The following is a 26,743-nucleotide window of genomic DNA, read 5'->3' as shown; positions in this document are numbered from 1 at the left end:
GGGCTCGTCCGGGTCTGTGAGGGGCGAGGAGGGTAACCTCCTCGTCTACTCGGAAGTGGCAGACACCATGAGAAAGAATACCGATGCCAGAGTGAGGGGCGGAGCTGCCCGTAGTAGTGTTGAAGCCGTTGTAATGACGGTGGAGCGAAGGGGCGGCGTTATCCGGTTGACGAAGGTCGCCAACCTGCATTGCGGGGATGAGTGACGTGACATCAACAAAACCCTATTGCATAGCAAAGCGTATGGTGTGGGAAGCGTATCAACTGGTGAGGGCTAACCGTGGCGCTGCCGGCGTGGACGATGAAACGATCGCCATGTTCGAGCAGAACTTATCGGGAAATCTTTACAAGCTGTGGAACCGGATGTCGTCGGGGTCGTACTTCCCGCCGCCGGTTAAGCAGGTTGAAATTCCAAAGGCCAAGGGCGGCACCAGGAAGTTGGGCGTGCCCACTGTGTCTGATCGAGTTGCGCAAAGCGTGGCCAAGCTCATGATTGAGCCGGTGCTCGATCCGATATTCCATGAAGATTCCTATGGATACCGGCCGGGCAAGTCGGCAAAACAGGCGATTGCCGTCACGCGAAAGCGTTGCTGGCAGTACGACTGGGTCGTTGAGTTTGACATTAAGGCGGCATTTGACCAGATCGATCATGCGTTGTTGATGAAGGCGGTGCGACGTCACATCAAGGAAGACTGGATCTTGCTGTACATCGAGCGGTGGCTAACTGCGCCGTTCGAGACTGCGGATAGAACCCAGTTGCTACGGGCGCGGGGCGTTCCGCAAGGCGGAGTGGTCAGCCCCATCCTGATGAATCTGTTCATGCATTATGCGTTCGACCTCTGGATGGAGCGAACTTATCCTCACTCTCCTTTCGCTCGGTATGCCGATGATGCGGTGGTTCATTGCCGCAGTCGGGCACAGGCAGAAGAACTGATGCGAGAGATCGCATCACGACTGGATGAGTGCGGATTAACAATGCATCCGGAGAAGTCGCAGATCGTGTACTGCAAAGATAGCAACCGTACCCATGTGTATCCGAACGTACAGTTTACGTTTCTTGGCTTTACGTTCAGGCCAAGAGTGGCATCCAGCAAATACAACCGGCGATTTACCAGTTTCCTGCCAGCGGTGAGCAAAGATGCATTGAACCGGATGCGGCAAAAAGTGCGGGGCTGGCGAATACATCGTCGGACACCAGCGACACTTGATGACCTTGCGCAGCAATGTAACCTGACGATGCAAGGGTGGTGGAACTACTACGGTGCGTTCTATCAGACGGCGATGCACGAGCTCTTCCAATACGTTGACGGAAGGCTTGAGCAATGGGCCAGACGCAAGTATAAGACACTGTCGGGCCACAGGCGCCGTAGTGTGGAATGGCTCCGCAAGATGAAAAAGTCCGTGCCGCGGATGTTTGTCCACTGGCGTGTCGTCGAAGGACCGGTTGGATAACGGGAGCCGTATGACGCGAGAGTGTCACGTACGGTTCTGCGAGAGGTTCGGGGCGAAACTCCCCGGGCCTACTTACCACTTGTATCGGGCCGTCGATAAGGCCGGCGACACGGTTGACTTCCTGTTCCGCGCCAGGCGGGACAAGGCCGCGGCCCGGCGCAATTTCGAAAAGGCGATCTTTGGAAACGGCGTACCTGAGACGGTGACGATCGACAAGAGCGGGGTGAATCTCGCAGGGCTAAATTCGATCAATGCTGATCGCGAAGTGCCGATCAAAATTCGACAATCGAGTATCTGAACAACGTGGTCGAGCAGGACCATCGAGCGATCAAACGCATCGTACGGCCAATGCTAGGATTCAAGAGCTTTCGTTGCGCCCGCGTCATTTTAGGCGGTATCGAACTCATGCACATGATAGCGAAAGGACAGATGAAGAGTGACGGTCGACGGCATCGTTCAGTCGCCGAGCAGTTCTACGATCTTGCGAAATAAGCATTCCTCTCCGTTCCGTCCCGACTCTTCCTAATTTCCTTACTGCGACAGAACCGGAATTCGTCGTGGAGCACGAATTTGACCCATTCGGACTCGCGAGGCATGCCAATCTCCTCAAGAACATTTCGGAAATCCTGGGGCCGCGGCAAGGGCCTGGGAGAACGATCAATCCCGCATATCACCGAGCGTGCGGGCTCACACGGTCCGACGTGTCAGTGAATTCGCGCGAGGGTACGAAGCAGGGCATCTCCGTCCTGCGTAACGCGAGGGAGCACGGCACCACCCGCAAGTTGCTCCATGTCGAGCAGTTGACGTTCGAGCAACGTGTCAAGTTCGTCCCGGTCGGCAATCTGTTCGACGCAGTCCTTGACGAGCATCAATGTCGCAAATTCATGGGGGCTGAGCATACCTGTCTCCTGAGAGTTCGAGTAGGCGCTGTACATGGAATGCGCCGGCTACCGGCTTGTGTGCCGTGCCCGCCAGGCTATAGCGCTCGCTTGCGGCCACGCATTACCAGTGGCGCATTTGGCTGCGATATGCAGCGGGGAGTTGATGGTAGAAGGAGGTTCAGGAGTACGGCAATTCGGGGTGTCCCGCATATTGGACATATTGGCCGTAGCGCACTTCCAAAGATGCGGCACCGATTAAGCGCTTGCTTCATCGTCGTGTCTCCCTTGTGAAGGGAACCGGTGAGCGAGCGCACGCTTGCCGGCCACGAAGGGTCGTTTGTGTTGCACGACCCAATGGCTGGTTCTTGGCGAACTGCGGCCCACAATTGACACTCAACATACTCTTACCTGTACGCGCAGGTTTGACCGTGCGTGTCAGCTCCTGAAAAATTCCAGACCCGTTTTTCGAAAAATTCACGCCGGGCAGATTTTCGGTTAAATTCCCAAAACGTCTACTCAAGAAGACGTCCATGCACATTCCAGTAACGAACTTCTTCGCATGAGCTCCCCCGCACCCACGGTTGATGTCTGCCGTCCGCTAAAGCACGGCATTGCCCACAGTCACTTCAGCGTGCGGGGGGAAGCGCCACAGCGGCGCTTGCTCGCCTGGCGGGATCGGGTCGGTCACCTTGTTGACGTGCTGCCCTCGCGATCTGACCTGGAGAGGCCGTTCCAAGCGTCGATTGACCGCTATCAGGTTGGCGAGCTTGTATTTACGGATTGCCGGTCGGACCTGATTGTGCTCGAGCGCTCACTGGCCCGGATCTCGACAGACCGGGTACGCGACTTCGTCTTTCATGTGTTTCTGGAGGGCGGAGTTGAGAACGTCGCCGTGCGCACTGCGCGGCGCGATCCCACACCCTCAGCCGCAAGCATCCTTGCACTGGATATGAACCAACCCGTTCGAATGCAACGCCAAGCATGCAGGGTGATCGCGTTTTTCGTGCCGGGCGAGTTTGTGCAGGAGGTCTTTCCTGATCCGGAGGCCATCCACGGCCGTGTGCTCCATGGTTCGACGCCGCTCGAGCGACTGATCATCGAACACGTTGCGGCGCTCAGTCGGACGATCGCATGCATGAGTGCCGGTGAGGCGGACGGCGCCATACGCGCGGCGGCCAAGCTCCTTGTCGCAGCGTTTGGACGACAGGCGCGCCTGAGCGGCGACACGCGCGCTGCAGCCCGGGCAGCCATGTTCGGTCAGGTACGGCGCTATATTCAGGCGCACCTGACTGAAGATGAACTCTCCCCCGAAAGTGTGTTAAATGCGCTTCAACTTCCTCGCCCGACCATCTATCGCCTGTTTCAGCATGAAGGCGGCGTTGGCGCTTATATCCGCCACCTGAGGCTACGCCATGCGGCCGATGAACTGATCCGGTATCCGCACTTAGCGGTGATAGAGATTGCCTACGGACTCGGCTTCAAAAGTGCGTCTGATTTTACGCGCGCCTTCCGGCGAGCCTACGACATGGCGCCGCAGGATTTTCGGGCTCTAGCTGACAAGATAGTTCAGACCCAGTGATAGGCGTCAATGCGCACGCGGCGGTTCAGGTTTCGAGGCGCCGTTCCTTGAAAAGCGTCAGCGCACAGAAGCTCATCACACACGCCGGCGCCACATACCAGGCTGCAGACATGGGATCGCCGGTCCATCTGATCAATGCCGTCACGATGAATTGAGCAGTGCCGCCGAACAAGGCGACGTGCAGCGCATGCGAAACGGCCATGCCGCTGGCGCGCACCCGTGCAGGAAGCGCTTCGAGCACAAGCAGGGCGACCGCGCCGGCGCCGAACGCCACCATTGTGCTAATGAGCCCGACGCCGCACAGGATAGGCAGCGCGCTGGTCGCACGGGTAATCACCAGAAAGACCGGATAGACCAGAAGCGCCGTGCATCCAGAGGCAAGGAGGGCCAGTGGTTTGCGGCGAGGCAGACTGTCTATGAGACGGCCGGCCAGCGGCGGAATGACGACCAGCAGCAGCGCAGACAACGCGGAAGCCAGAAATCCGATGACGGCGGGCATGTGCATCACGCGAGTCGCATAGCTAGGCATGAAGTAGACGATCGCGTAGACCGGTATGGTTTGCCCCATCATCATCAGCATCGCCAGCAGGATCGTCGTCCCATGTTCGCGACACAGTTCGGCGGGTTCTGTCGCGGTAAGGCGGTTGAGTTGTACAAAGGCAATATGGTTAGGATTACTTACATTGCCAATGAGTAGAACTGGCAGGCTGCAGATGGCTTTATTTTGCCAGTGTGCATCATCTGCCCTTTGGCGATCATATGCATGATCTCGATGCCGCTCAGAATGACACGCGCGCAACGGAAGTCCTTGAATCCGAGCATCGGTCGGATGACGCGTTTGATCGCCCGATGGTCCTGCTCAACCACGTTGTTCAGATACTTGACCTGACGAATCTTGATGGGTGTGTCGCGCTCGGCGTTCACCGCGTGTAGCGCGGCCAGATTGGCTCCGCTTTTGTCGATCGTCACCGTCTCGGGTACGCCGTTTTGCCGGATCGATTTTTCGAAATAGCGCTGGGCAGCGGCCTTGTCCCGCCTGGCTCGCAGAAGAAAGTCGACCGTGTTGCCTTCCTTGTCCACGGCCCGGTAGAGGTACCTCCATTCGCCCCGAACCTTCACATAGGTTTCGTCCATCCTCCAGATCTTGCCGACAGCTCGCTTGCACCGGCGGAACGCCTTCTCAAGCACGGGCAGAAGCTTGATAGCCCAGCGGTGCACTGTGGAATGATCGACCGCAATCCCACGCTCGGCCATCATTTCCTCGAGATGACGTAAGCTAAGCGGATAGGCGACGTACCAACGCACGCAGGTCAGGATCACCTCCAGCGGATAGTGTAGCCGTTTAAGCACGTGTGCCACACCCGGATCCATCGTCTTCATTCTTCACCCACGCAACCATTTCGATTGAGCCAGATTACCAGAACGCCTTATTGCAACAAAACCCTTTCTGTCGATGCCCTCCCACATAGCATCTAGGGCGACGTCAGGCAGTCGGCGCCCGTATCACGACACCGTACCAACCTAGCCCGCGGTAGCTTTCATACCCAGGTGTCAATGCGAAGGAGACTGTCCGCCCGTCCGATAGTCGGTAAGATCCGCGTGGCTTTCCCTCAGTGGTGAGTCGGAATGGTTCGTTCAAAATTCCCGTTGCGTCGGAGCTTGCGATAATGCGAAACGTCGAGTCCACGATCATGCAGCGACTTCGCGCCCACTCGTCATCACTAAGGCGCACTCCGCGAACGACTGCGGCGGCCTGTGGTGTCCAGTCGAAAAAAATGATGAGGGCGCCCAATGGTTGACCATCCACTGCGCCGCGTTCACGAATTGCCGTGGCATAGGTAGCTGCGTGTGCACCTCCTAACTGCGGGAGCGCTTCCACGTCCGCAGCTACGAAATCTGAACCCGACGCGGTTTTCATTGCGTCCATGAACCATCTGGCATTGGCAATATTTTTGCCAATGACGGGATAGGTACCTGGGCGACCGTTGGCCACCACGGTCCCTCCAGCGTCTACGATCCAGAGATCCAGATAAACGGTATAGCTGTCCAGAATAACTGACAATCGACGGGAAGCATATTCTCGAGCCGCGGCATTTCGATTGGCCAGGCAGTCGACTACAGCCGAATCGGTGGCCCACCAACGGACGTCGCATGATCGCTCATACAGGTTCCGGTCGATGATATCGATCATATTCAGCGCTAGATCGGTGCATCGCTGCCCCTCGTGTGAGCGCAGACGCTCGATCATACCGTCGGCCAATTCCGTCAGTTTCGACAACGAACCTGCGAGTTCCTTGTTGAGTACTGTCGTAATGTCTGAAATTCGTGCTGACACGTGCTTGACCTGGTTCGCTACGACGGCGAATCCCTTGCCGGCATCGCCGGCACGCGCCGCCTCAATCAGCGCATTGAGCGCGAGAAACGTGGTTTCTCTATTGATGTCGTTGATGTCTGATATCTTGTTCGTCGCGAGTTTTTTCACGCTGTGTGTAAGTTCAACGATTTCTTGTGGATTCGACATTGATCGTGCCTTGGTAGATGGGTCAACACCTTTCCGGTAATGCAAGGATCGGGCCTGTTGACATCGGCGCGTTAATCGCGACCGCAGATGCACTTAATGCGTATTCCTCTCTACCATTTGATAATTCGACAACATCTACGGCATCCCTGCCACTGATACGCTAGCCGAGCATCGGTACCATCGAAATCGTCTGAGCATCCGCCACAAAGTAATTTCATCGCGCTCGCGCATGGGAGCAAGATCCGGTCTCACCACCAGAATTCGTCGCACCGCTTTGCCGACGGTAGAAAAATTCCATGGATCAAGGGGTTTGCAGCAGAAACGACATACGTGAACTAGCCAGATACCCTATATACAGCTGCAAATTCTGCGAAATCCCCCGTAAGCTCTCGGCATGGAGATGATTCGACCTTCAGTTCGCCAAGTCAAAGTCAACGCGGAGGAAGCATGACAACCGAGGAAATCGTGGGCAGATTTTTCGCCGCAAGAGAAGAGGGGGATGTCTCAGCGGTCGAACAACTCCTTGCAGACGATGTCACCATATGGCACAACTTTACGGGCCGGGTCCAAACCAAGCAAGAGAACATCGATACGTTCGTCATGCTCAACGAACTAGGATCTTTCAAGTACATGGTTTTGGAGCGGCACGTAACTGGCGATAGTCTTGCTCAGCGATATGAAGCGGAGGTCGTCATGAAATCCGGAGAGGTTCTTAATATCCCGGTTGCAATATTCATGACGGTGAGAGACGGGCAAGTGGTCCGGATCCACGAATATCTCGACAGTACTCACGTCGTTCCTGGAGCGGCTGATGTTTCATCCAATTCCGCAACAACGTGAGATTGTCAGCGTGTCACCCGCAAGTGGCGCAGGGCAGGACGTTATACGGTTTTGTGAATGGAGCCGTCGCCGTTTCCATCGACGGCTGGGCCGCGTCGCTCGATAGCCGTCGGACCGTTACCGCCAGCCACCCACAATACGCGGTTCCATGCGTTCAGATCAACATACGTGTCTGTGCCTATCTGAAGGGCAAACCCTGCGTCGAATTGTGCATGGAGCATTCCGCAATACGGTCTTAGTGCGGCCATGCGGTACGTACTTCCGTCCGCGAAACATCGCGAATCGAGAATTACGATTCTTCGAAAATACTATTCAGCTGACGGACCGTCAGCGGCGCACTAACACGTTCTATCGCATGCATGGCAGCGAGCGATGTTTCGCGACCAACATAAACCCATGTCATTCAAGTCGACAACGGACTGTCCTTGGTCCGGCTTGTGGCAAATCATTCCGACGCGATTTCGGGACTGTTGCAACACGCAGGATAGGACCTGAAGAAGTCCAACGGGTATGGTCGGCCAGCTCCTCGCGTATTCGCATCTGCCCATCGTTGGGTGGGGTTAGACGGCCGTGTTGGCTGCGTGGCCGGAACGCCCAGCGAGACATGCGCGTCCCACAACTGCCTAACTTCAGTGTCGCGTCCACTTCGTATCGGTCTTCACGCACTTACGTATGAGTCCGGACCCGCAAGAAATTCTGGAGTTCGGGAGTTTCGCAGGATAGATCGCATGCCTTAGCTGATCACATTCCACAAATACAGCCACACATTCTGCGACATCCCCCGTAACCTGTTTACGCATTCCCACTGGATTACAGCATCGCTCTCGTTTCGGAGTTGCAACATGACGGATTTATCAACGGGTACTCATTCGATTCTCGCCCTCTCTCAAGCGCGTATTGACAACGATCCCCAGGAAACAGCCGAATGGCTCGCTGCATTGGATGGCATCGTCCAGCACGCGGGAATTGAGCGGGCTCAGTATCTGTTTGACAGGCTGGCCGCGCATGCGTCGTCCAATGGAGTCGCAACGGCACGCATGAACATCACGCCATATGCGAACTCGATTCCCGTCGAGCAGCAGCCTCCGTATCCGGGCGACCTCGACACCGAAGAGAGACTCGCCGCCGCATTGCGCTGGAACGCACTGGCGATGGTGGTGCGGGCAAATCGCGCTTACGGCGAGCTCGGTGGCCATATCGCGAGCTATGCGTCGGCGGCGGACTTGTTCGAAGTGGGCTTCAATCACTTCTTTCGTGGCCCGAATGATGCTCAAGGCGGCGATCTGGTCTATTTCCAGCCGCATTCGTCGCCTGGCGTGTATGCCAGGGCTTTTCTCGAAGGCTTCCTGAACGAAACTCATCTCGAACACTACCGGCGTGAAATCGCAGGTCCAGGCTTGTGTTCGTATCCGCATCCGTGGTTGATGCCGGACTTCTGGCAGTTTCCGACGGGCTCGATGGGTATCGGACCGATCAACGCGATCTATCAGGCGCGCTTCATGCGCTATCTGCAGAACCGTAGTCTGCTCAAGACGGAAGGCCGCAAGGTGTGGGGCTTTTTCGGCGACGGCGAGATGGACGAACCCGAATCGATTGGTGCCTTGTCGCTTGCGGCCCGTGAACGGCTGGATAATCTGGTGTTCGTCATCAACTGCAATCTGCAACGGCTCGATGGGCCGGTGCGCAGCAATGGCCGCATCATCGACGAACTCGAAGCGCAATTCAACGGCGCGGGTTGGAACGTGATCAAGGTCGTTTGGGGCTCGGACTGGGACGCGCTCTTTGCACGCGACCGCACCGGCGCGTTGCTGCGTGCGTTCGCACACACCGTCGACGGGCAGTTCCAGACGTTCTCCGCGAACGACGGCGCGTATAACCGTGAGCGTTTTTTTGGGCAGAACCCCGAGCTGGCCGCGCTCGCCGCGCACCTGAGCAACGACGACATCGACCGCCTGCGTCGCGGCGGTCACGATGTGCGCAAGCTGCACGCGGCATACGACAAGGCACTGAAGCATAAGGGCCAGCCGACCGTAATCCTCGCGAAGACGATGAAGGGCTTTGGCATGGGCGCGATCGGCCAAGGGCGCATGACGACGCATCAGCAGAAGAAACTCGACGTCGAACAATTGAAGGCATTCCGCGACCGTTTCCGTTTGCCTTTGTCCGATCAGGACGTCGAGCAGATCAGGTTTTACAAACCCGCGGACGACAGCCCCGAGATGCAGTATCTGCACGCGCGTCGGACTGCCTTGGGAGGCTACCTGCCCAGAAGGCGGTGGACGGCGTCGCAGACGCCGACGGTGCCGGCCATGCCATCGTGGGGGCAATTCGCACTGGAGGCGAACGACAAGGAGATGTCGACCACGATGGCGATCGTGCGCATGCTCGGCAGTTTGCTTAAAGACGCGTCACTCGGATCTCGTATTGTGCCCGTCGTCGCGGACGAGGCCCGCACGTTCGGAATGGCGAACCTGTTCCGTCAGGTAGGCATCTATTCGCCGCTCGGTCAGCTGTACGAACCGGAAGACCTTGGCTCGATGCTCTACTACCGCGAAGACACTGGGGGTCAGATACTCGAGGAGGGCATCTCAGAGGCGGGGGCCGTGTCGTCGTGGATCGCAGCGGCAACGTCGTACACTGTGCACGATCTGCCGATGCTGCCGTTCTACATTTACTACTCGATGTTTGGCTTCCAGCGCATCGGTGACCTGATCTGGGCGGCCGCCGATCAGCGCGCTCGCGGCTTCCTGATTGGCGCGACGGCAGGCAAGACGACACTCGGCGGTGAAGGCCTGCAACATCAGGACGGCACGAGCCATCTCGCGGCATCAACGGTGCCTAACTGTCGCGCCTACGATCCGGCGTTCGCGTATGAAGTCGCGATCATTGTCGACGAAGGCATGCACGAGATGATCGAACGTCAACATGATGTGTTCTATTACCTGACCGTCATGAACGAAAACTATGCGCAGCCCTCGTTGCCTGCAGCAGACGTCGATCGCGTTCGTGAAGGCGTCCTGAAGGGCATGTACGCACTCGAGCCGGCAGCAATTGACATCGCACAGGTGCAACTGGTTGGCTCAGGCGCAATTCTCGGGGAAGTGCAGGCCGCAGCGCGCATGTTGAAAGACGACTGGAATATTGAATCGGCCGTGTGGAGTGTGACTAGCTTTACTGAACTGCATCGTGACGGCGTGGCATCGGAGCGCGCTGAGCGGTTGCTCGAACCCAATGACCACGCTGCGCCTTATGTGACCTCGGCGCTCGCGGCATCGCGTGGACCGGTGATTGCCGCGACTGACTATGTGCGGGCAGTACCAGAACTGATTCGTGCCTACGTGCCGCGTCGGTACGTCACGCTCGGCACCGACGGCTTTGGACGCAGCGACACACGCGAGGCATTGCGCGCGTTCTTCGAAGTGGATCGAGTGTCGATTGTGATCGCAGCGTTGAAATCACTCGCCGACGATGGAATTCAGGAGCCAGACACCGTACGACAGGCGATCAATAAGTACGGAAGGAGTCAGAGCGGGCAGTATGCACCGTGGTTGGTATAAGCGCGGAACCAGTGGGGGCGTGTGGGCGTTGCTTGCGCATTTAGTGATTCCCGGGATCACACGATGCACGGATTGCAGGCAACGCGCACTTCTATCGGATAGGCCGTCGACTCACGATCTTTCGGACGAACAAATGGCATGCGTAATTGCGTCGTTGCTCGATAGAGAGCTCCGCGCCGTCACTCAAATGCGCAACAGACTTCCGAACTGATATCTATAGCCATTCCTCGGTCGTCGGATCCTCATCGGACAGTGTCAGTCCGTTTGCTGGCAACGGGAGGGCCGTCTTATAGCGTACCTGCTTGAGTGCGAAGCTCGAACGAATGTTAGAGATCCCCTTGATCGTCGTGAGATGTTCGAGGATAAAACGTTCCAATGCCTTGGTATTGGGTACAACAACACGAAGTAGGTAATCTGCGTCGCCGGTCATCAGATAGCATTCCATCACCTCCGGCCTAGCAGATATCTCCTCTTCGAAAGTCCGCAGTGCAGCCTCGACCTGCCGCTCAAGACTCACACTTACAAAGACGTTCAGGTTGAGACCTAACACTTCAGGGTTGAGCAGCGTCACTTGCTGCTTGATCAATCCAAGCTTCTCTATATTTCTCACTCGATTGAAGCATGGAGTCGTAGAAAGATTGACTGCGCGCGCGAGTTCAGCGTTCGTGATCCGTGCGTTCCTCTGGAGCTGATTCAGGATTGCTACGTCAATCCGGTCGAGACGTTTGGACGGTGATGACATGAACGAAGCTCCCTACGTATGAGTGTCTACTTAGGATATTTACACTATCGAGCAGTGTTTGTGCAACAGAAATCAGACGCTCATTCTCTTGAGTTCCATGTAAGCTCAGTAACCCTGTGGACACCACACATGCTGGAGCTTCGTGAACATCATCAGCTGTGCCGTTCATATAGAGGAATGAGACAACAGATGGAAATATCGGGAGATATTTTAGTTAGGTTTGAAAGCTTGATGCGAACTATCAAAACGCTAGTTGTCGGAGACGAATGTGCGCGTTACAAAAATAGAAGTTCCAGATATTGGGGACTACAGGAACGTTCCTGTAATCGAAATCTTGGTTGAGGTGGGGCAACGCGTCGAGAAGGAGCAGTCGCTCGTCACGCTTGAATCGGACAAGGCGACGATGGAAGTGCCGAGCTCGGCCAAGGGCGTCATCAAGGAAATCAAGGTCAAGGTGGGCGAAACCGTTTCCGAGGGCGCTTTAATCCTCTTGCTCGAAAATGAAGAAGCAGGTCCGGGCGCCGGCAGCGAATCGCTTGCACCCGTGCCGACACCGGCGAGCTCCCCTGCAGCGACTTTCGCCACGAACGGCCATGGCGTGCAGGAAGTGAAGGTTCCGGACATCGGCGATTACAAGGACATTCCGGTAATCGAAGTCGCGGTCAAGGTGGGCGATCGCGTCGAGAAGGAGCAGTCGCTTGTCACGCTCGAATCCGACAAGGCGACGATGGATGTGCCGAGCTCAGCCGCCGGCGTCGTGAAGGAAGTGAAGGTCAAGGTCGGCGATAACGTGTCGGAAGGCTCGGTTATCGTGCTGCTCGAGACGGAAGGCGGCCCGGCTCCCGCGGCGGCCGCTGCACCGGCGCCGAAGCAGGAAGTCGAAAAGCCGTCCGACGCGCCGCAGCCCCCCCCACCGGCGCCGGCTTCGCCGTCCGCGCTTGCGCAGGCGCCGCTGATCCCGGCTGGCGTGGGCGGTGCCCTCCCGAGCCACGCGTCGCCCTCGGTGCGCAAGTTCGCACGCGAACTCGGCGTGGACGTGTCGCAGGTGCAGGGTACTGGTCCGAAGGGCCGTATCACGCAGGACGACGTCACGGCGTTCGTGAAGGGCGTCATGACCGGCCAACGTGCCGCGCCAGCAGCGGGTGCGCCGGCTGTCGCAGGCGGTGGCGAGCTGAACCTGCTGCCGTGGCCGAAGGTCGATTTCGCGAAATTCGGCCCGATCGATCCGAAGCCGCTGTCGCGCATCAAGAAAATTTCGGGCGCGAACCTGCACCGCAACTGGGTCATGATTCCGCACGTCACGAACAACGACGAAGCGGATATCACCGAGCTCGAAGCGCTGCGCGTCCAGCTGAACAAGGAACACGAGAAGGCAGGCGTCAAGTTCACGATGCTCGCGTTCGTGATCAAGGCAGTCGTATTCGCGTTGAAGAAATTCCCGACGTTCAATGCGAGCCTCGACGGCGATAACCTCGTCTTCAAGCAGTATTACAACGTGGGCTTCGCCGCCGATACGCCGAACGGTCTCGTGGTGCCGGTGATCCGCAATGCAGACCAGAAGGGCCTCGTCGAAATCGCAACGGAAATGGCCGATCTGTCGAAGGCTGCGCGGGAAGGCAAGCTGAAGCCGGACCAGATGCAGGGCGGCTGCTTCTCGATCTCGTCGCTCGGCGGCATTGGCGGCACGACTTTCACGCCGATCATCAATGCGCCTGAAGTTGCGATTCTCGGGTTGTCGCGCGGTGCGATGAAACCGGTGTGGGACGGCAAGCAGTTCGTGCCGCGCCTGATCTTGCCGATCTCTCTATCGTTCGACCATAGAGCATTGGACGGAGCCGAAGCCGGTCGCTTCAACGCCTATCTGGTCTCGTTGCTTACCGATTGCAGACGAATGCTCCTCTAGGAAGATTGCGTCGGCGATCTGAAGCTGGACATCACCGTGGCTCGGGCCCGTTGCGAACTAACGTATGCCTGCGAACAGGGCGTTGGATTCGTTCGAGCGTCGTTCTCGCACAATAGCAAAGGCTCTACATGAGAGTTGTAGAAATCAAAGTGCCGGATATCGGCGACTATAAAGAAGTATCCGTGATCGAGATCGCGGTGAAGGTCGGCGATCGCGTCGAAAAAGAGCAATCGCTTGTAACGCTCGAGTCGGATAAGGCAACCATGGACGTGCCCAGCCCGGCTGCGGGCGTCGTCAAAGATGTCAAGTTAAAGGTGGGCGACACTGCCTCCGAAGGCACCTTGATCGTACTACTCGAAGGGGCTGGAGAGGATGCCGCCGCGATCGCTCCAAAGCTGACGGCGTCCGCACCGACACCGACACCCGCGCAGCAGGTCAGCAGCTTCTCCGGCAGCACCGATATCGAATGCGACACGCTCGTCCTCGGTTCGGGTCCTGGCGGCTATTCGGCTGCGTTCCGCTCGGCCGATCTCGGCATGAAGACCGTGCTCATCGAGCGCTATGCAACGCTTGGCGGCGTGTGTCTGAACGTTGGCTGTATTCCGTCGAAGGCGCTGCTGCACACCGCGCTCGTCATCGACGAAGCCGAAGCGCTCGGCTCGCACGGCATTACGTTCGGCAAGCCACAGATCGATCTCGACAAGCTGCGCGACTTCAAGTCAGGCGTCGTCAAGAAGCTGACGGGCGGCCTCGCCGGCATGGCGAAGGCGCGCAGAGTTGATGTCGTGACCGGCACCGGAGCGTTCGTCGGTGCGAATCACGTGGAAGTGCAGACCGAAGGCGGCAAGAAGCTCGTCAAGTTCAAGCAGGCGATCATCGCCGCGGGCTCGGAAGCGGTGAAGCTGCCGTTCATGCCTGAAGATTCGCGTGTTGTCGATTCGACCGGCGCGCTCGAACTGCGCCAGATTCCGCAGCGCATGCTCGTGATCGGCGGCGGCATCATCGGTCTCGAAATGGCGACGGTGTATGCCACGCTCGGCGCGCAGATCGACGTTGTCGAAATGCTTGACGGGCTGATGGCGGGCGCTGACCGCGATCTCGTCAAGGTCTGGGAGAAATACAACAGCAAGCGTTTCGCGAACGTCATGCTGAAGACCAAAACGACGAAGGCCGAAGCGAAGGACGACGGCATTTACGTTTCGTTCGAAGGCGAGAAGGCGCCGGCCGAAGCACAACGCTACGACCTCGTGCTGGTTGCCGTGGGCCGCAGCCCGAATGGCAAGAAGATCGGCGCGGACAAGGCGGGCGTCGCGGTGACTGATCGCGGCTTCATCAATGCCGACAAGCAGATGCGCACAAATGTGCCGCATATCTTCGCGATCGGCGACATCGTCGGCCAGCCGATGCTCGCGCACAAAGCTGTGCACGAAGCGCACGTCGCCGCCGACGTGGCGCATGGCGAGAAGGCGTACTTCGATGCGCTGCAGATTCCGTCGGTGGCCTACACCGATCCGGAAGTGGCGTGGGCCGGCAAGACGGAAGACCAGCTCAAGGCCGAAGGCGTCAAGTACGGAATGGCCAAATTCCCTTGGGCCGCATCGGGCCGCGCGATCGCCAACGGCCGCGACGAAGGCTTCACGAAGCTGCTCTTCGATGAAGAGACACATCGGGTGATCGGGGGAGGCATCGTCGGCCTAAATGCTGGCGACCTGATCAGCGAAGTGTGCCTCGCGATCGAAATGGGCGCGGACGCGACGGATATCGGCAAAACGATTTATCCGCACCCGACGCTCGGAGAGTCAATGGGGATGGCCGCAGAACTGTACGAAGGCGTCTGCACCGATCTGCCCCCGCCCAGGAAAATTTGACACTCGGGAACAAAGATTCGTCGAGAAGATGTAATGGAAAGATATCGCCCGGAGAGAACAGTGAAATTCCCAGTACCCGAGATCGAGAATATTGCCATGACAAGGCCTATTCCTCACAAGCCGCCGGTGAAAGTATCCGGCGCCCAGATTGTCGTGTCAGCGCTAGGGGAAGAGGGCGTCGATACGGTATGGGGGTACCCGGGAGGCGCGGTATTGCCAGTCTATGATGCGCTACTGACGAGTGGGTCGATTACTCACATGCTCGTGCGTCATGAGCAGGCCGCCGTGCACGCCGCAGACGGTTACGCACGTGCTTCGGGCAAAGTCGGAGTCGCACTGGTGACGTCGGGCCCGGGCGTGACGAACGCCATTACGGGCATCGCAACTGCCTATTTCGATTCCATCCCCCTGGTCGTTATTTCGGGAAACGTTCCCACCGACGCGATTGGAAAAGACGCTTTCCAGGAGTGCGACGCCGTCGGCATCACAAGGTCGATCGTAAAACATAATTTCCTCGTCCTCGACGTTGAGCAAATCGCCACAACCGTCAGGAAGGCGTTTCATATCGCCAGCACGGGACGCCCCGGCCCCGTCGTCGTGGATATTCCTAAGGATGTTCTGCTCGCGCATGCCGTGTTCTCATACCCCGCGAGTGTTTCGTTGCGGTCATACAGGCCGCATAAGGACGGTCACGCTGGACAGATCCGTCGGGCGGCAGAGTCGCTGCGAGCTGCCCGTCGTCCATGCATCTTCGTAGGCGGCGGGGCGATTGCCTCCGGCGCAAGTGATGAAATCACAAAACTGGCGAACGCGCTCGACGCGCCCGTCGCGAATACATTGATGGCGCTCGGCGCGTTTCCCGGTACTGATGCCCGATGTGTAGGGATGCCGGGTATGCACGGCACTTACGAAGCCAACATGGCGATGCAGCATAGCGACGTCCTGATTGCGCTGGGTGCGCGATTTGATGATCGCGTGATCGGCAACACATCGGATTTCCTTACGGCCACCCGGACCATCATTCACGTTGACGTCGATCCAGCAACGATCGACAAGCGTGTTAGCGTCGATGTGCCGATCGTCGGCGACGTCAAGTCGGTACTCCGCTCGCTCATCTCCATGTTGGGCGAGGCACCAGTTGATCGTTCGGGACGCGAGGTATGGTGGCAAGAGATCGATACGTGGCGTGCGAGGCGCTGCCTCACTTTCGACCACAGCGATAAGGTCATCAAGCCGCAATTCGTGATTCAGAAGCTTTGGGAAGTCACGGGCGGAGACGCGTTTATATGCTCGGATGTTGGACAACATCAGATGTGGGCTGCGCAACTCTATGCATTTGACAAGCCGCGTCGTTGGATCAACTCCGGGGGGCTCGGCACCATGGGTGTTGGACTGCCCTACGCGATGGGGGTTAAGCGTGCTTTTCCCGACGCTGATGTTGTGACCGTTACGGGAGATGGCTCAATTCAGATGTGCATCCAGGAGCTCTCAACGTGCAAGCAGTACGGCCTTGGTGTGAAGATCGTGTCGCTGAATAACGGGTCTCTCGGCATGGTCAGACAATTGCAACACGTGCATTACGGGGACCGATACTCCAGCTCCTATATGGACGCATTGCCGGACTTCGCCGCCCTTGCGCGCGCCTATGGTCATGTTGGCTATCGCATCGAGCGACCAGAAGAGGTCGAACCGGTACTGCGGGAAGCAATGTCTATGAAAGACCAGACTATATTCCTGGATTTCGTTATCGATCCGTCTGAGAACGTATGGCCGATGGTGCGCGCCGGCTCCGGCTTGACGGAAATGTTAATGAGTTCGGGCGACGTCTAGCTCTCGGCGAGCCGATTGCGAGAGAACAACGTGACTGAATGCCGTACGAAGATGGTAGACCGAAATGAAGAATTGCTGATCGAGCGGTGACGCATCGACCGTGGCCGTTAATGGCGTGAGTCGTCCACCCCCGGGTAGAGCGCGTGGCCAGTTTGACGCTGTCTCTGCGTCAACACCTGCCGCGAGTCCACACGATTGAAATCCCGGCCAAACCTTTGGGTCGGCATCAAAATATTTCCGAAGTAATGAAAGTAATCAGCTCAATCAATGACCTGCGTGATCAGTTACGCGGACAGAACCGAACGTCCTTTGTGCCGACCATGGGCAACCTGCACGAGGGTCATCTGTCGCTGATGCGCCTTGCGCGTCAGCACGGCGATCCGGTGGTCGCGAGCATCTTCGTTAACCGTCTGCAGTTCGGCCCGAACGAAGACTTCGACAAATACCCGCGCACGTTCGAAGCGGACATCGAGAAGCTTCAGAAGGAGAACGTCTATATCCTGTTCGCGCCGACCGAAAGGGAGATGTACCCGCAGTCGCAGGAATACCGCGTCCATCCGTCGCACGATCTGGGCGACATTCTCGAGGGCGAGTTCCGCACAGGCTTCTTTACGGGCGTCTGCACGGTAGTAATGAAGCTCATGTCATGCGTGCAACCGCGGGTCGCCGTGTTCGGAAAGAAGGATTATCAGCAACTGATGATCGTACGGGCAATGTGCGAGCAGTTCGCGCTGCCGACCGAAGTGATCGCTGCCGAAACCGTGCGCGACATCGATGGCCTTGCACTCAGCTCGCGCAACCGCTATCTGCAGCCGGCCGAGCGCGCCGAAGCCCCGATGCTTGCGGCCGCGCTCGCACGCGTGCGCGAGCGTGTCCTGTCGGGCAACCGCAATTTTGAAATGCTGCAGCACGAAGCGATGGTGTCGCTGTCCACGGCCGGCTGGAAGCCGGACTACGTGGCGATTCGCAAGCGCTCGAACCTGCTCGCGCCCGCTGCGCATGAACTGGATGCGCCCCTCGTCGTGCTCGCCGCCGCGAAGCTTGGCGCGACACGCCTGATCGACAACCTCGAAATCTGAGGATTCGCCGCCGCGAGCGCCAACGCGCGAACGCGCGAACGCGGCGAAAATCGTAGCAAAGGCAAAGGATTGAACATGCAACGCAACATGTTGAAGTCGAAGATCCATCGCGCGGCGGTGACCCACTGCGAGCTGCATTACGAAGGTTCGTGTGCGATCGACGAAAACCTGCTCGAAGCGGCGAACATCGTCGAGAACGAGCGCATTGACATTTGGAACATCAACAACGGCGAACGCTTCTCGACCTACGCGATCAAGGGCGAGCGCGGGAGCGGCATGATCTCGCTGAACGGCTCAGCAGCACGCCGGGCGCAGCTGGGCGATCCGGTGATCATTGCTGCATTTGCGTCGGTCGATGAAGCCGAATTGGAGGCAGGCTGGAAGCCGGATCTGGTCTTCGTCGACGAAAGCAACCGCATCAAGGGCACCCATGATCATGTGCCCACCCAAAGGTGGAAGTGGCCCACGGCCGCAGATCGTTAGCCTGCGGTCGAACAAGCCTACACGCTCCAAAAATGAGAAATCGGTATGTTGCTCGGTTGAGGGAGGAGTTTGTTCTGGTGCGGGCTATGGTAACTCGTCGCGATATCTCCACCGCCGATGCACTGCTATGCCTTGATGGAGACGACGAAATCGTCCGCCGCTGTTTTGTTCCCCGAGTCGACTACCTGCAAGGTTAGTGCGTAATTCCCCTCCGTAGTGGGCGTGCCGCTCAGAACGCCCGCAGGCTGTTGTGCTCTCGGGCGGGGAAGATGGAACGGTCTTAGTATGCGAGCCCAGCGGTACAGCGATTGCGCGCGTCGAGATTAATAGCCGGGTTGTGGCTCTGGCTTGTACGTGCGATGGGGCCGTGGTTGTTGCCACAGAAAGGGGCATCTTACTGCTCCAGTTCCCGAACGGAACCGCGAGGGCAATACCTCGGAATCGCAGTGCGGATGCAGTACCCGTTGACGCCCGATCCCTGAGGGCCCGAGCAGCGGACACGCGGGAAGGAGGCATCCGGTGGTGGTTACGCTGGGTTCGCAAAATCTGGTAACGGTGGCAACCTGCGGCCTGCTGTGACTGACCGGATCGTCGCTATCGGATATTGCGTGTCAACTTCCACACGTTGGATTGCCTCGAGCTCTTCAGGTGAAACATGACTCGCGCCTATGCCTCGGAATGTCATTGGGCTGAGTCCGGCTGAGATGAAATGGACACCGCCCTCCCTCCGCGGATGCAGGGTCCTGCTAGAAAGCCGGGTGAGGCCCTCCAGAACCGATTGGCATCGATGTGCGGTTCGAGAGTTCGGGGGCACAGTTAGGCCGTGAACGGTCAATGCCCACCGCTCCATTTATGCCGTCGGAACGTCGCCTTTGCGACATGCTGGGGAAGAAGCGATCATCGGGCGGGTCACGGCGCCGGGCCGCGATCGGGCAGGGCGTCAGGCTCCGCGACAAAGCTTCATGTCGATGGCCTCCTCGAGCCGAGTGACGAATCGCGCTACGGTGTAGAGAGCCCCGGTATCGCGCGGGGGTACACGGCGATGCCCTCAGTAGCCCATTTCACGGGATGTTGGAGACACCCGTGAACAGTACGCTACGGCTCTTACACGCCGCGATTATTGTGGAGCCTTGCTGAGTGCCTTCCAGACGACCTTTGTAATTTGCCGAAAGGCATCAAGATCCGGGCCGCTATCGCCCGACTGACGGATATAGACCAGCAAACCATACATGTGCGCAAGTATCTGCGCACCGCGTAGGGTGCATTCAGCTGCGGTTAGCGTGGGATTTATCTTTGCTACCAAGCCCACAAAAATTTCCTGAAATTCGCCGGTGTGTTTTTCAAGCAGCACACGTGCAAACTGTTCGTGCTCAGCCAAACACCAGTATTCGATTGCGAAGGCGCCTACACTTGCACCCACCCCCGTCAGCACCGAGAACACCTCATCGGCGATAGCGTCAAGACGTGCTTCCGGTGATCTGAGTTTGTCTTTCGCAATCGCTAGGTAACGCGCGAATGATCGCCGTGCTAATTCCTCAATCGTGGCCCGCAGCAGTTCTTCCCGGGTGCCGAAATAGTGCTGCAGGGTCCTCAGTCGAATCCCTGCTTCGCTTGCGATGCGGCGTTGCGTGAACCCAGCGTTGCCCTGCGTCGCAAAGACATTGATGGCCACCTCGAGAATCGCTGGCACTCGAGTCGCCCTATTGCCGCGACGCGGAGCCTCACCCTCTGATTTGCCAAGGGCTTCGGCCGATGTAATGGTCATTTCCTTCATCGTAACAATTCTTCCGTGACGAAGCATTTGCGCAGAATGCGTGCGTTCAGTCGGCGTCCTCTATTGTCCTTGCCAGTGAACCCGTGATCTTTCAACAACTGCGTGAATGCTGGCTCACAGGCGGCTTCACCTGCCGATACCGGATCTCCCGACAAATTCATTTTACGTCATCAGACTAATTAAACCACAACTTACTTTTTGCTTCCCAGCCCAAAATTCTTGATTACATGCACAGAAGCGCGGTCGTTCTCCCGTGTTTACCCTGGCGAAACAAATCTTGCATATGGGTCAACTGACCACCTAATATTTAGTCAATCGACACATTACCGCGCCTTTGCGTTGCGACATCATCCGTGTCGACGAGTGCTACGGGTTCGGGCAGTTTGCGGCGGTGGATGGAGCAAGAAATGGGACACGACGAAAAGTCTTTGCGTTTGATGATCGACAAGTGGCTGGCGCCTACACCGGCCGCTCCTGTGCGCGTCGTGCGATACGGCCGCGCCAACTCAAACCATGGACGTTACGTACTCGCACAGTCATGGGTTCGATCATTGAGAATCTTCTTCTTCCAGCACGACGACGGTTCGTGGGGGGTATTTCCTCCATCGCCCAAGGGGCCCACGATGCATGGCGGCTCGTCGATCAGATGACTGGTTACCGTCTGTTCGACGCGAAACCCGCGGCTATGTTGATCTGAGCCGGCACACATCGGGTCGGGCAGCGATAGGAACATATATTAATATATTTAAGATAACTAATTGTGTAACGGATCGCGAGACGTTTATTTTGGCGCTTGTCGTTGTGGGTGTGTCTAATGTCAAACCCACGTCAGTTTGTGTGAGGTAACGGTGATGAAACCTTCAGCTGGCTTTGTTCGGATAGTTTGCGCGCTGAGCGTTGCAACTGCCTTCGCAACCGCATGGCACGCCCGAATCGCATCCCAAGAACGGCTAACAGCGAAAGGGTCTGAGGTGCGTGTTTCCGGTGATTCTCCACATTGCGCCTCCTACCCCGGAAACTGCAGGTACATCGTTGCATTCCCACCCGGGCAGTTTCACGTCACTCGATAGCTCGTCGCGACGAGTCGCATCGTGAATTGAGGTTTCTTGGTATATCGGAACGGAGCCGTTGCTGGACATCCTTTTCCGATGTAAGCGGAAGGCTGGGCATGCAGGTGGCGCTTTGAATAGGCGCGAGGAGAGGACTCAAGTGGACATCTTTGAAATGGCAATAGATTCGGGGATGCACGTTATCCTTGACGGCCGCATCGGCAATGAGGAATACCGTAGCGTAGTCGGTTCAGTGCAGGCTTTGCAGCGCTTTGCCGACGCGCTACTCAAGTCGGTTGCCCATGAGACTCACACCACCGAGTCTGATATATGAATGACGGACCAGTCTGTCGATTGTGGAGCGCAAGAGTTGGTGCAACGAAGGCAATGAGCTACGGGCTCATTGCTTGAGCACTCAGCATGTACGAGTCGGCACCCGTCGCACACCACAGGTATGCACGTCGTTTCACCCGGAAATCCCGTCGCCCGTTTGAGTTCGGAGTAAAGGTCAGTGTGCCGCTCACCGATTACCAAAGCCAGATCATTGGCGCTCACGGTTTTCCCGGTGAAGCGCACGACGGACGAACATCGCGCCCAACTAGAGCGACCACAGTTTCGCCGCACAATTTTTTCGACGCCTCCAATCCCGACATATCTACCGTCGATTTAAGCCATCGCAGCGACGATCCTGTTGTGGAAGCCTGACGTGGTCCTCGAACACGTTGCCGAGAACCGTGTGGCGCCTGCCAGGCATTAGCAATGGCGCACATTGCTACCCGCGATTAGACGGTCTTCCGATGACAGAAATTGGAGCCACAGGGCACATTGAAACTCAAAGCTTTCCGCAAGCGCCGCATCTTCTCTCTTTGTCCATACACAATAACATTGTGCATTGACAATCACATGCGGCAACTATAGACTCAACATGGCCAGATCAATATTGAACGAGGAGACGTTTTCCTGGAGTGTCGAGGTCGAACCGACTTTCGTTGAACGAACGAGGTGGCAAGCCTGTTAGCGGCACCGCTTGCACCTGTCCGCATGTTCGAAGGAGCGGGAAGGAGCGGGACAAGCGTGGGATACCGACCGTCTGAAGTAGTCCAATACCCATCTCATTGTTCGGCACGATCGGAGCAAATGCGGCGGCACCGCCTTAACAAGGGATTGTGCTGAGATCTCGGGACGACGGGAAACGAACGAGTCGATGGAAGAGGTGAGGTGACGGCGCCCCGGTTCGCGCAGGGAGTCGTCGCGACGGCACCAGCTATATGGCAACTGGAACCGCATCCGCTGCGAACGGCGGGGATTCGGTCCTATTCCGGCATGATTCGCCGATCGGATTTGCGACGAATCGGTGAGGTTAGCGAGGCAATTGGATGTGGACGGCATGGCCTGCGGGATCTCGTCTAAGACGATAACCCTAAAAATCCCATATTGACTCAAGAAGATAGCCACTCATAGGCGATTGCTCGAACGTCACCAATCGAAGATGAAGTTACGCCCATCGGAGACGCGGAGGTTTTTCGCCTAGATTTGCCTTCGCGAACTTTGTCGAAGCGCGTTGAAGGGTGGTGTGAGTCTGAGATAGCTTCGTCAGTTGTAGTTTTAGATAACAACAAAGATGCAAGCGCACATTAGGAGTACGTATGGAAAGTACTTACGTTCTTTTCGTCGTTGTGAACTCTTAGTCTACAAGGATGCATGGAGGAGAATGGAATGGATTTAGCCGAGAGCGTTGCCCCGCAATACGAAGCATTGGTCATTGGTGCAGGGGTGTGTGGAATCTACCAGGCGTATTGTCTGGACAGAATGGGGCTGAAGACCGCTGTGGTCGATCGTGCGAGCGACGTTGGTGGAACGTGGCACTGGAATCGGTACCCCGGTTGTCGCTTTGACTCGGAGAGTGAAACCTACGGTTATTCCTTCTCGAAGGATCTGCTCGCTGAGTGGAACTGGACCGAGCGCTTCGCCCCGCGAGAAGAAACCGAACGATATCTCCAGCGGGTGGTGGAGAAGTTTGGTCTACGCAAGTACATGCAATTGCAATGCACCGTAACGTCGGCCCACTGGGATGAGAAAGCCCGGGCGTGGTCAGTTGCACTTTCGGATGGTCGTTCGCTGACGACCCGCTTCCTGCTTACGGCGATCGGCTTGCTATCTGCGCCGACTCTGCCGCGCTACGCGGGGGTTGAGAGCTTCAAGGGACAGTCGTTCCACACTTACTACGCTCCTCGAGAGCCGGTCGATTATTCTGGAAAGCGCGTGGCTGTGGTCGGAACAGGATCAACCGGCGTCCAGCTCATCGCCGAAGTTGCCGACAAGGTCGGCAGCCTGACTGTGTTCCAGCGCCGGCCGAACTGGTGTGCGCCGCTGAACAACGGTCCGATTTCGTCCGAGGAGATGCTGGATATTAAAGGACGGTACGACGAGATTTTTGAGAGGTGTCACAACACGCCCAGTGGCTTTATCCACGATGTCGACCCCCGCAAGGTGATGGAGGCAAGTCCACAAGAACGCGAGGAATTCTGGGAAAAGCTCTATGCAAGTCCGGGATTCGGGATTTGGCTGGGCAACTTTAAGGACATGCTGACTGATGTCGGGGCCAATGCGGAGATGTCGAAGTTTGTAGCGAACAAGATTCGCCAGCGTGTAAAGAATCCTGCAGTCGCAGAGAAGCTCGTTCCAAAGGATCACGGGTTCGGTACGCGCCGTGTCCCAATGGAGACTCGCTACTACGAGGCCTACAATCGCGACAACGTCGAACTCGTTGATATCAGCGAAACACCGATCGAGCGCGTGACGCCTTTAGGGATTAAGACGAGCGATCAGGAGCGTGAATTCGACATCATCATTTACGCGACTGGATTCGATGCGATTACCGGGTCTTTCGACAAAATCGATATTGTAGGATCCGACGGGCTGCGGTTGAAGGATAAGTGGCGCCAAGGTCCGGTCACCGCCTATGGGTTGGCGGTCCAGGGATTCCCGAACATGATTACTCTGGCGGGTCCTCAGAGTGGATCGGTAGCGACCAACTTCCCGCGCGGTATTGAAGAGGCGGTGAACTGGTGCTCAGGCCTGCTCGAGCATATGCGAAAGACGAACAGCACCCGGGTTGAGGCCAAGGCTGAGACCGAGATTGCATGGGGCGAGCAGGCCAAGGTGTGGCTGCAACGTATTCTGTTCGGACGCGAGCAGTCGTGGTTCACCGGCTATAACTCCAACGTCGATCGCGAGCCGACCACCCGCAACATGATCTATGCCGGCGGAGCTCAACGCTACCGTGAACACCTTAGCCAGGAAGTCTCAGAAGGCTATCCCGGGTTCGAAATCCAGTGAGAAAGTGCGCGTCTCTGCCATCATAAATGGGAGATAACGCGCGCACCGATTTACCTTGAGTTTCGCCCTCGCCATGCCGTCTAGTCGTTACGAGGTTGTGCTCAATATCCGAATTTTATGAAACCCATGAAATACTCTAGCGGACTCAACGGACTCGACTTGAACGCCAAGCCGGATTCGATCTGGGACATCATCCAGACGCGGGCGGAGGAGCTCGGAGTCAAGACCTTCCTGAACTTCATCGACCATGGCGAGCAGATCAACTACCGTGATGCTTACGAGCGCTCGGCAGCGATTGGCCTTGGGTTGCGCGAGTTCGGCGTCAAGAGCGGGGAAAGGGTCGGGCTATTGCTAAGCGGCTCGCCGCTGCATGTATACGCGTGGTTTGCGACACTCGGGGCTGCGATGGTGGATGTGCCGATCAACACCGAATTCCGTGGTGAGGTGCTCGACCATGCCATTCAAAAGATCGAGGTGACCGCCGCCTTTGCCGACGAGCATGGCTTGGAGGCCCTCGAAAGCGCTAGCCCGGAAGTTCGCGAACAACTCTCAATTGTAGTGGTAACAGATCCGGTCTTCGAATCGGCAATGCAATCGGGCAAGGTGCCCAAGGGAATTCAACGGTTCGTGTCTCTCTCCCAGGTGGAAGACGCCGGGAGGGCCAGTCGCCTGCCGCCCGCCGACATCGATTCACGTGGACTGGCGTCCATTCGCTTCAGTTCTGGAACGACCGGCTTGCCAAAGGGCGTGATGATGGACCACGGGCATATGCTAGCCAGCGCGCGCAAGTTCAACGACATGATGGATTTCGGGCGCGAGGATACGATGTATACCTGCTTCCCGTTTCACCATGTATTTGCGACTATCACCGGCGTGCTGTCGACGATGTGTGCTGCTGGCACCATGGTTGTGGCCAAGAAGTTCAGTGCAAGTCGATACTGGCAGGACATCCGTGACCATGGGGTTACCCGAGCCCACTTGTTAGACCCCCTGGTTCCTCTGTTGATGAAGCAGCCCCCGAGCGAGTTGGACCGGAAACATCAGATCCCGGTCATGTACACCGCCGCGGGACACTACCCGGAGTTTGAGGAACGCTTCGACGTAAGGATTATCTCTATTTATGATATGAGCGAATTGACCGTGGTGGCCCACTATCCGGAAGATCTACCTCGTCGTCCGGGTAGTTGCGGCATCAGTTCAGGTCTGTTCGACATTGCCATCTTGGACGAGAACGGTTGTGAGGTTCCCGTTGGCTCAGATGGGGAGATTGCCGTACGCCCGAAGCATCCTAGTCTCATGTTTATGGGTTACTACAATGACGCCGACCAGACCGTCGAGCGCTTCCGTGACTTGTGGTTCCACACCGGAGACCGCGGAAAATGGGACGAGGATGGCTATTTCTACTTCCTTGGACGCGTCGGTGATCGCATTCGGCGTCGGGGAGTAAATATTTCGGCCGAACAGGTTGAGCTAATCGCCTTACAGAACCCGATCATCCTCGAATGCGCGGCTATCGCGGTGCCTTCCGACCTTCCTGAGGATGAAATCAAGCTCTGCGCACGACTTGTGGACGGAGCAACAGCCTCGCCCGCAGAGATTGCAGACAAACTGGCGGCAACCCTGCCAAAGGCGATGACTGTCCGCTATGTCGAAATATATGAGTGGCTGCCGAAAACACAGACAGAGAAAGTGCAGCGCGCCCAACTGCGCAAACACGGTGAGAGAGGCCTCACCCCAACGACTTGGGACCACGAACAGCATCGATTTTGGACGGCAGGCGCATGATGATCGTGAGAACAATAAAGTGCATCAACGGCAGAGTGGTTGATGGTTTAGCAGTGGGATTC

The 26,743-nt window shown here is 57.2% G+C and carries 19 protein-coding genes and 1 pseudogene; 15 read left to right on the top strand and 5 right to left on the bottom strand.

Annotation, left to right across the window (positions count from 1 at the left end; translation table 11 throughout):
• From M0D64_RS32270 to M0D64_RS32260, 3 genes and pseudogenes are all read left to right on the top strand, one after another.
• The coding region (locus M0D64_RS32270; RefSeq protein WP_266260797.1) for a hypothetical protein at positions 1 to 205 on the top strand (205 nt) is incomplete at its 5' end.
• Positions 198 to 1,451, top strand: a complete 1,254-nt coding sequence (gene ltrA, locus M0D64_RS32265) for a group II intron reverse transcriptase/maturase (protein ID WP_266260795.1) — start codon at positions 198 to 200, stop codon at positions 1,449 to 1,451. The genes M0D64_RS32270 and ltrA, both read left to right, overlap by 8 nt.
• A gap of 76 nt (positions 1,452 to 1,527) precedes the next feature.
• Positions 1,528 to 1,943, top strand: a pseudogene (locus M0D64_RS32260) (DDE-type integrase/transposase/recombinase); the annotation flags it as partial.
• Between the two features lie 212 nt (positions 1,944 to 2,155).
• On the opposite strand, the gene M0D64_RS32255 reads toward M0D64_RS32260, so the two are convergent.
• Positions 2,156 to 2,350 (bottom strand): hypothetical protein, encoded by a 195-nt coding sequence (locus M0D64_RS32255; protein WP_154567754.1) that lies wholly within the window; start codon positions 2,348 to 2,350, stop codon positions 2,156 to 2,158.
• Between the two features lie 541 nt (positions 2,351 to 2,891).
• Between M0D64_RS32255 and M0D64_RS32250 the strand changes: the two genes are divergently transcribed.
• A complete protein-coding gene (locus M0D64_RS32250) occupies positions 2,892 to 3,911 on the top strand; it encodes a helix-turn-helix domain-containing protein (RefSeq protein ID WP_266260793.1) in 1,020 nt (339 codons plus the stop codon).
• 678 nt (positions 3,912 to 4,589) lie between these two features.
• Here the strand turns inward: M0D64_RS32250 and M0D64_RS32245 are convergent.
• Positions 4,590 to 5,291 carry an IS6 family transposase gene (locus tag M0D64_RS32245; RefSeq protein ID WP_266260791.1) on the bottom strand — a complete coding sequence of 234 codons (702 nt, stop codon included), beginning with the start codon at positions 5,289 to 5,291 and terminating at the stop codon, positions 4,590 to 4,592.
• Positions 5,292 to 5,394: 103 nt separating this feature from the next.
• Entirely contained in the window at positions 5,395 to 6,432 is a 1,038-nt protein-coding gene (locus M0D64_RS32240) for a methyl-accepting chemotaxis protein (protein ID WP_266260790.1), read from the bottom strand.
• 447 nt (positions 6,433 to 6,879) lie between these two features.
• On the opposite strand from M0D64_RS32240, the gene M0D64_RS32235 reads away from it, so the two are divergent.
• A complete protein-coding gene (locus M0D64_RS32235) occupies positions 6,880 to 7,272 on the top strand; it encodes a nuclear transport factor 2 family protein (RefSeq protein ID WP_266260788.1) in 393 nt (130 codons plus the stop codon).
• Between the two features lie 842 nt (positions 7,273 to 8,114).
• Positions 8,115 to 10,829: an alpha-ketoglutarate dehydrogenase gene (mdeB, locus tag M0D64_RS32230; RefSeq protein ID WP_266260787.1), complete on the top strand. Its 2,715-nt coding sequence runs from the start codon at positions 8,115 to 8,117 to the stop codon at positions 10,827 to 10,829.
• A 214-nt stretch (positions 10,830 to 11,043) separates the two neighbouring features.
• Here the strand turns inward: mdeB and M0D64_RS32225 are convergent, their stop codons facing one another.
• On the bottom strand, positions 11,044 to 11,571 hold the full coding sequence (locus M0D64_RS32225; protein ID WP_266260785.1) for an Lrp/AsnC family transcriptional regulator: 528 nt from the start codon (positions 11,569 to 11,571) through the stop codon (positions 11,044 to 11,046).
• Between the two features lie 268 nt (positions 11,572 to 11,839).
• Here M0D64_RS32225 and aceF point away from each other — a divergent pair, with 268 nt between their 5' ends.
• The 5 genes from aceF to panD all read left to right on the top strand — a co-directional run bounded on the left by aceF (position 11,840) and on the right by panD (position 18,734).
• Complete coding sequence (gene aceF, locus M0D64_RS32220) at positions 11,840 to 13,474, top strand: dihydrolipoyllysine-residue acetyltransferase (RefSeq protein ID WP_266260784.1); 1,635 nt, start codon at positions 11,840 to 11,842, stop codon at positions 13,472 to 13,474.
• Positions 13,475 to 13,602: 128 nt separating this feature from the next.
• On the top strand, positions 13,603 to 15,342 hold the full coding sequence (gene lpdA / locus M0D64_RS32215) for a dihydrolipoyl dehydrogenase (RefSeq protein WP_266260783.1): 1,740 nt from the start codon (positions 13,603 to 13,605) through the stop codon (positions 15,340 to 15,342).
• A 96-nt stretch (positions 15,343 to 15,438) separates the two neighbouring features.
• Positions 15,439 to 17,172 (top strand): biosynthetic-type acetolactate synthase large subunit, encoded by a 1,734-nt coding sequence (gene ilvB / locus M0D64_RS32210; protein ID WP_266260800.1) that lies wholly within the window; start codon positions 15,439 to 15,441, stop codon positions 17,170 to 17,172.
• 245 nt (positions 17,173 to 17,417) lie between these two features.
• On the top strand, positions 17,418 to 18,251 hold the full coding sequence (gene panC, locus M0D64_RS32205) for a pantoate--beta-alanine ligase (protein WP_266260782.1): 834 nt from the start codon (positions 17,418 to 17,420) through the stop codon (positions 18,249 to 18,251).
• Positions 18,252 to 18,326: 75 nt separating this feature from the next.
• On the top strand, positions 18,327 to 18,734 hold the full coding sequence (gene panD / locus M0D64_RS32200; protein WP_266260781.1) for an aspartate 1-decarboxylase: 408 nt from the start codon (positions 18,327 to 18,329) through the stop codon (positions 18,732 to 18,734).
• A 1,117-nt stretch (positions 18,735 to 19,851) separates the two neighbouring features.
• On the opposite strand, the gene M0D64_RS32195 is transcribed toward panD, so the two are convergent.
• The gene (locus M0D64_RS32195) at positions 19,852 to 20,508 is read right to left on the bottom strand and encodes a TetR/AcrR family transcriptional regulator (protein WP_266260780.1); all 657 of its coding nucleotides are present in this window, start codon (positions 20,506 to 20,508) and stop codon (positions 19,852 to 19,854) included.
• A 407-nt stretch (positions 20,509 to 20,915) separates the two neighbouring features.
• On the opposite strand from M0D64_RS32195, the gene M0D64_RS32190 reads away from it, so the two are divergent.
• From M0D64_RS32190 to M0D64_RS32175, 4 genes are all read left to right on the top strand, one after another.
• Positions 20,916 to 21,158, top strand: coding sequence for a hypothetical protein (locus tag M0D64_RS32190; protein ID WP_266260779.1), 243 nt, complete (start codon positions 20,916 to 20,918; stop codon positions 21,156 to 21,158).
• Between the two features lie 559 nt (positions 21,159 to 21,717).
• Positions 21,718 to 21,891, top strand: a complete 174-nt coding sequence (locus M0D64_RS32185) for a hypothetical protein (RefSeq protein ID WP_266260778.1) — start codon at positions 21,718 to 21,720, stop codon at positions 21,889 to 21,891.
• A 1,382-nt stretch (positions 21,892 to 23,273) separates the two neighbouring features.
• Entirely contained in the window at positions 23,274 to 24,896 is a 1,623-nt protein-coding gene (locus M0D64_RS32180) for an NAD(P)/FAD-dependent oxidoreductase (RefSeq protein WP_266260777.1), read from the top strand.
• A 126-nt stretch (positions 24,897 to 25,022) separates the two neighbouring features.
• Positions 25,023 to 26,681, top strand: coding sequence for an AMP-binding protein (locus M0D64_RS32175; protein WP_266260776.1), 1,659 nt, complete (start codon positions 25,023 to 25,025; stop codon positions 26,679 to 26,681).
• The last annotated feature ends 62 nt before the right edge of the window (positions 26,682 to 26,743 follow it).

The organism is Paraburkholderia sp. WS6 (assembly GCF_030464835.1).
Classification (GTDB): domain Bacteria; phylum Pseudomonadota; class Gammaproteobacteria; order Burkholderiales; family Burkholderiaceae; genus Paraburkholderia; species Paraburkholderia madseniana.
Note: the sequence above shows the minus strand (reverse complement) of the source record. Positions and strands in the feature narration are given on the sequence as shown.